The following is a 5,766-nucleotide window of genomic DNA, read 5'->3' on the forward strand; positions in this document are numbered from 1 at the left end:
GCTATGTGAAGGGCCACAGCTGGAAAGTGGCGGATTTGATGACGTCCGACGTCGTCGTGGCGGACGAGGAAACTCCGATCGAGCGAATTGCCGTCCTGATGCAGGAACACGGCATCAAGCGCATACCGGTCTTGAGGGGACCGCGCCTGGTCGGCGTCGTCAGCCGTGCCGATCTTTTGCGCGCCGTCGTTGCGGCAAAGTTCGACGCCACGGCGGCAGGTGACGATGCGATCCGGCGCAGCATTCTTACGCGGCTGCGAGAGGACGCAGGCGTCAACGGAGACGCGTTAACACTCACGGTCAGCGATGGCTTGGTCCATTTTTCGGGCGCAGTCAGATCGCAGAGTGAACGGGATGCCGTGCGCGTCGTTGCCGAAGGCGTCAGAGGCGTTAAAGGTGTGTATGACCACCTGTACTTCGCGCATCCGTGAACGGCGATCCGAGGTCATACTGAGATGCGAACGCATCCTTTCGAAACCCACCGCTTCAACACCTCGGCCATCGAAGACGATCTGGCGATGCTGCAGCGGGAGACGTTCGACTACTTCATTCATGAAGCGAACCCTGCGAACGGTCTCATTCTGGACAAGACCGAAGCGAATTGGCCGGCGAGCATCGCGGCCACCGGCCTTGCGCTGGCGTCCTATCCAGTGGGAGTCGAGCGCGGGTTCATGAAGCGAAGCGCGGCTGCGGAACGCACCTTGGCGACGCTGCGCTTCTTCTGGAACAGCCCGCAGGGTCCGGATCCGGATGCCACGGGATATCACGGCTTCTACTATCACTTCCTGAACATGCAGACCGGCCGGCGAGCCTGGCAATGCGAGCTGTCCACGATCGACAGCACGTTCCTGCTGGCGGGCGCGCTGGCTGCAGGGCAGTATTTCGATGCCGATACCGAGGCCGAAGCCGAGATCCGCAGCTTGGCGGAGGCGCTTTATGGCCGAGCCGACTGGTGCTGGGCGCAGGACGGTGGAGAGACCGTCACCCATGGCTGGACACCCGAGCACGGGTTTCTGGAGTATCGCTGGGAAGGCTATGACGAAGCGCTCCTGCTCTATGTCCTGGGGCTCGGATCGCCGACACACCCCTTGCCCGAGAGCAGCTATACGGCCTGGACCGCGACCTTCCGATGGGAGAGCTGTTACGGCTACGACTATCTTTATGCGGGACCGCTGTTCATCCACCAGCTTTCGCATGTATGGATCGATTTTCGCGACCTGCAGGATGCCTTCATGCGCAGCAAGGGAACCGACTATTTCGAGAACAGCCGACGCGCCACCTTCGTCCATCAGCGTTACGCCATCGAGAACCCCCGTGGATTCGAGGGTTATGGCGAACACTGCTGGGGCATCACCGCAAGCGAGGGTCCTGGCCCTTCCACGCTCAAGTTGAACGGCATCGAACGCCGCTTCGAGGATTATGTTGCACGCGGAGTCCCGTACGGCCCCGACGATGGCACGCTTGCCCCATGGGCCGTCGTGGCCTCCTTGCCTTTTGCTCCCGAAATCGTCCGGCCGGCGATCAGCTTCTGCATCCACCAGGCCAAGCTCAAGGCCGCCAAAGCCTATGGTTTCAAGGCGGCCTTCAATCCGACGCATCCGGGGACATCCGGCAATGCCTTTGGCTGGTGGGTTTCGCCTTGGCACTTCGGCCTCAACGAAGGCCCCGTCGTGCTGATGATCGAGAACGATCGCAGCGGGCTTCTGTGGCGCCTGATGCGCTCGTGCCGGTATATCCGCAGCGGCATGCAACGGGCGGGGTTTGAAGGCGGCTGGTTGAGAGCGTTCGACCAGGAACCGACGCCGACCGCTTGATCGGATTGCGAGGCGCCTGTGCCGCAAGCCAATCATCTGTCAGCCTGGGAAATTTCGATAGCCGCTCCGGTCTTGCTGCCCGACGTTTCGGCGAGCGGGAATTGTTGATCAAAATCAAAGCGCCCACTGCCAAAATCCGGTGGTATCGATCCAGATAACCTTACGTGGGATGTCATGGTTATCATGCCAGCAAAAGCGTGTGCAGTTGCGGCGCAGCCAAATGCGACAGCGGCAGGGCAGATGTTTCTGCTGGTACTACTCGCAGTGAGCCTGCTGGCGTCGGTGGTTCATGCCAGGGCCGAAGGGCCGGTCGCCATCGCCAATCACCTCGTCGCAGCTAGTGGCGGTTTCGCCAGCCGTTCGTCGGCAGTCTGGTACGGGTCAACAAGCGGCGCATATCAGAGCTACCTTCCATCAGTTCCATGTAGCGGCGGCTATGGAACAGTATGCCACACGCCCGCCGGATTGGCCACGACTGCGAAACTGTCCACGCCAGTTACGGCCGTTCATTATTTGTCCTCTGTGGTCTCCCCGGTTTCGGCCAAAGAAGATGAAAACTATAAAGTGGCGCAGGGGTTAGGCGTCTATCTGGGAGTCTTGCCGGCGGCAATTGCGCGCCGTCTTCTTGAGAGTCACCCCGAGGCTACTATGCATGGCGGCGCCCGCGCGGTGCACATGAATACCACATCATCATCGCGGTCTTCGAGGCCGCGACGGGCGCGCGTATCGAGAACGCCAAAGTGACTGCAACCGTATCGGGACTGGGACATGTTGGGCAAAACAGCTTGGAACTTGAGCCAATGGCGATCGCCGGCACGGTGACCTATGGCGGCTTCGTCACGCTGCCCGGCAGTGACCGCTATGATATCCTGGTGGACATCAGTGTCCCGGGCCGCCCCGCGCCCGCGCGAGTCGGCCTCGCACGGCAGCAGTGACGTAAGCAGCGCCTGCCAGGCGTCGATGTCGGCTTCGCGATCGGGACAGGAACCGACGTCGCTATCGAGGCGAGTGACGTAACGCTTATCAGGGGCAGTCTTATGGGTGTCGTCACTGCGATCGAGATCAGCCGGGCGACGATGCGCCCCTGAGCCCTTACGACGGCGACTGAAGTCGTGGAGCGAAAAACTGGGACGCCTCGATACGATCTGCGATGCCCTCGTTGAGACGTTCTCGCGCAGTTTGTGCCGCGAATATTCCCGACACTTTGATCGCATCCTCCACCACAACCTCGACAAGGCGCTGCTGAGCGGCGGCGGCTCCTCGCCCGCCTTCGGAGGCGGGTCTGTCACGTTTCCGATCAACATCTACCGGGCGGGACGGGCCACAAACAAAAATCGGCAGTGAAGCAGTCCCTATCGAAGGATCGCCGTCGAAGGATCACGTTCGTGGTTGCGCGCCAACCTGCACGGACCAGATGCCGAGCGACACGTTCGACTTCATGTGCTTACCCGACCCGGCTCGCTTGAGGCACTGAAGGCGCCGGCGCTGCCATCGGCCAATGGCTTCTACGACGACGGCATCAGAGCCGAGGCGCAGTTTTCGATGGGCTTCATGAAGTCATCGCGAGAGTGGCCGGTGGGCAGCCCGAGCGCATTCGGCGCGCCGGGCGCCGGCGGCTCACTCGCATTCGCCGATCCCGAGACGGGCATCGCCTTCGCCTACGTCACCAACCGGATGAGCGCCAAGGTGCTCTGCAGCGCACGCGACCAAGCGCTACAGCGCGCTTTGGCCTCAGTACTTGCCTGTCGGCCGCGTGATGAGTGCATCGGTAGCATCGATGCTCAGCGAGCAAGTCAATGCGCAATGCGCGTACACCAAAGTGGTTGAGGCGGGACAGGTTTGCGCGCCAAAGGACTAACCGCTCGCACGGTAACGCTCTGAGGACCGTTGGCACTGATCGTTTCGGTGTCGAGCGCGGCATCTTGTGCGTGAATGAGCTTCTCCTCTGCGCGGGAGCGCTGCAATTCCGGACGTCGAAATGCGATGTGTTGCCGGTGTCGCGGCGAAAGAGAGCTGCGCGTAATCGGTATGTTCTCTAATAAGTCAAGGATGGAAATCAGTGGAATGTTGCCCGTGCCAAGCAGTGGACCCGTAAGCGGGAGCTTTGATGTGGATCAATGCCGCAACATGCGACGTCGCTAATATATTGTATATTGTATATTGCCAGGCATGAAAGGGGCCTGTCATGGAAATTACAACGCACGACCTCATGACGGTGCTGCATGGAATGGGGTTTGGAGCCCTGTTCATGCTGGCGTTCTCCGGCGCGCTGGTCGAACTCTATCGAATTTCTGCGCCTGGCGCGCCGCCGGCGATGAGCGCGGGAGGCCAGACACTGCTTGGTCTTTACCTCGTGGCGATGGTGATACTCGCGTGGCTCACTGTGTTCTCTGGCACCTACGTCATCTATCCTTGGTATCGAGCCGTTCCGCCGGAAGGCGTCACCGATCTTGCGGACTATCCGCGGAGATTGCTCCTGTCCAGCGGGAAGACATCCGAGTGGCATAACGTCGGCATGGAATGGAAAGAGCATGTAGGCTGGCTAGCACCGATCGCCATGACCATGGTGGCCTACGTCACCATGAAATACGGGCGAGCAATCATTCAACACCGAAACATGCGCATCTCCGTACTAGCCTTCGCCGTGGCTGCTTTTGTCGCCACGGGAATCGCCGGAGCGTTCGGCGCATTCCTGAACAAGTACGCTCCGATTCGGGGTGGTGATGTGATCATTCTGATGCAGGGGGAAGGGACATGAATACGTCGCAAAAACCGGTCGAGTTTGGAAAGATCGTTGAGACGATCCCGAATGGCCCCGGAGCTGCGGCCATTCTGGCAGCGGGCATCGGTTGTGCTGCCATCGGCGTTCTAGCATTCGCCCTCTGAGCTGTCGCCCGGATTGCGAGGTCTGTTGAATTTCTACAATCCTGTCGGCCCGCTCTCCGGCAAGACGACCGTAACAATCATCGTTTGGCTCGTTGCTTGGTACGGGCTGTCACGGATTTGGCAAAGGGAAACGGTGAACATGCGCGCCGTCAATGTCGCAGCGCTCGTCTTGCTCGGGATAGGATTCCTACTAACCTTCCCGCCGTTCTGGTACCTTTTCGTGTAGCCTCCGGGGTTCGCCGCCGTATCCATCATCACTCGAGCTTGCCAACTTGCTGGCCAACGCCGCGCATCATGTTTTCGGGTGATATCGGGCCAGGCTACAAGATCCTTCAGAACGATCCGGAAGGCCCGGCCGGTGTCGACTATCTCATCTGCGAAGCGACCTATGGCGACCGGGACCGGCCGGACGTTTCGCCCGAGCAGCGGCGGTTTCAGCTCGGCGACGTGGTACGCGGCGCTGCCGGGCAAATGGCCCCCCTCATCATTCCCTCCTTCGCCGTCGAGGTAGCAATTCAAAGACTGGAAACGGTCGGGCCGGCGCGATCTGCTGCCGGCCCTTGTTTTGGAGATCCGTCACGTGCTGTTCTGCGCGAGGCATCGAACTGGTGGAAACAGCCTACTCGCTTGCTTCCCGGCCCGACACCTGCTCGATGTGGATTCTGAAGAAGACGTGCGGAGTGCTGTCTGAAACGGGAGGCATAACCGGCTTAAGGGCTCCAGGCTCCCACCAGTTCGCGTGCTTGCTCAACACTGACCATGCATGATCGCGCTGAACCTTATGGCCGATCCGATCCGGCAGTTCTTCGTATTGGCCATCGACAACCACGCTTCTCCAGCCGCGACCCTGGCCATGTTCGTCGACCTGGAACGACACCAGCGGATTGGCCCGCATCCAGTCGATCTTCTTGCCCGGCATGGAAAACGCATAGAGATGATTGTCCGCGTGGGCGTAGTTGACGCACACGACGTAGGGTTGCCCGTCGTTCGCGCATGCTAAGTGGCCGATACGATTGGCCGCCAGCAATTTCGTGCATTCCAAGGCAGAAAGTGTGCGGATCAGCAT

At 60.3% G+C, this 5,766-nt stretch carries 8 protein-coding genes and 1 pseudogene; 8 read left to right on the forward strand and 1 reads right to left on the reverse strand.

Going from position 1 to position 5,766, the window contains the following annotated elements:
• The 8 genes and pseudogenes from EOA85_RS25720 to EOA85_RS39315 all read left to right on the forward strand — a co-directional run.
• A partial coding sequence (locus EOA85_RS25720) for a CBS domain-containing protein (RefSeq protein WP_127211640.1) occupies positions 1-431 on the forward strand: 431 nt, incomplete at its 5' end.
• 24 nt (positions 432-455) lie between these two features.
• Entirely contained in the window at positions 456-1,814 is a 1,359-nt protein-coding gene (locus tag EOA85_RS25725; protein WP_127211641.1) for a glucoamylase family protein, read from the forward strand.
• Positions 1,815-2,614: 800 nt separating this feature from the next.
• On the forward strand, positions 2,615-2,749 hold the full coding sequence (locus tag EOA85_RS39945; RefSeq protein WP_281033785.1) for a hypothetical protein: 135 nt from the start codon (positions 2,615-2,617) through the stop codon (positions 2,747-2,749).
• Positions 2,750-3,254: 505 nt separating this feature from the next.
• Entirely contained in the window at positions 3,255-3,641 is a 387-nt protein-coding gene (locus EOA85_RS25735) for a beta-lactamase family protein (protein ID WP_245486004.1), read from the forward strand.
• A gap of 358 nt (positions 3,642-3,999) precedes the next feature.
• Positions 4,000-4,572 (forward strand): hypothetical protein, encoded by a 573-nt coding sequence (locus tag EOA85_RS25740; protein WP_127211644.1) that lies wholly within the window; start codon positions 4,000-4,002, stop codon positions 4,570-4,572.
• Entirely contained in the window at positions 4,569-4,700 is a 132-nt protein-coding gene (locus EOA85_RS39950; RefSeq protein ID WP_281033786.1) for a hypothetical protein, read from the forward strand. Before EOA85_RS25740 ends, EOA85_RS39950 begins: the two co-directional genes overlap by 4 nt.
• 25 nt (positions 4,701-4,725) lie before the next feature.
• Positions 4,726-4,926 carry a hypothetical protein gene (locus EOA85_RS25745; RefSeq protein ID WP_127211645.1) on the forward strand — a complete coding sequence of 67 codons (201 nt, stop codon included), beginning with the start codon at positions 4,726-4,728 and terminating at the stop codon, positions 4,924-4,926.
• Between the two features lie 62 nt (positions 4,927-4,988).
• A pseudogene (locus tag EOA85_RS39315) lies at positions 4,989-5,207 on the forward strand (hypothetical protein); the annotation flags it as partial.
• 112 nt (positions 5,208-5,319) lie between these two features.
• On the opposite strand, the gene EOA85_RS25755 reads toward EOA85_RS39315, so the two are convergent.
• A partial coding sequence (locus EOA85_RS25755; RefSeq protein WP_127211646.1) for a pyridoxamine 5'-phosphate oxidase family protein occupies positions 5,320-5,766 on the reverse strand: 447 nt, incomplete at its 5' end.

It is taken from the genome of Mesorhizobium sp. M5C.F.Ca.IN.020.29.1.1, from assembly GCF_003997375.1.
GTDB classification, from domain to species: Bacteria; Pseudomonadota; Alphaproteobacteria; order Rhizobiales; family Rhizobiaceae; genus Mesorhizobium; species Mesorhizobium wenxiniae.

Excerpts from the sequence above, each read along its gene's own strand:
- EOA85_RS39945 (WP_281033785.1), top strand. The coding sequence starts at position 2,615 with ATGGCGATCGCCGGCACGGTGACCTATGGCGGCTTCGTCACGCTGCCC.
- EOA85_RS25725 (WP_127211641.1), top strand. The coding sequence starts at position 456 with ATGCGAACGCATCCTTTCGAAACCCACCGCTTCAACACCTCGGCCATC.
- EOA85_RS39950 (WP_281033786.1), top strand. The coding sequence starts at position 4,569 with ATGAATACGTCGCAAAAACCGGTCGAGTTTGGAAAGATCGTTGAGACG.
- EOA85_RS25740 (WP_127211644.1), top strand. The coding sequence starts at position 4,000 with ATGGAAATTACAACGCACGACCTCATGACGGTGCTGCATGGAATGGGG.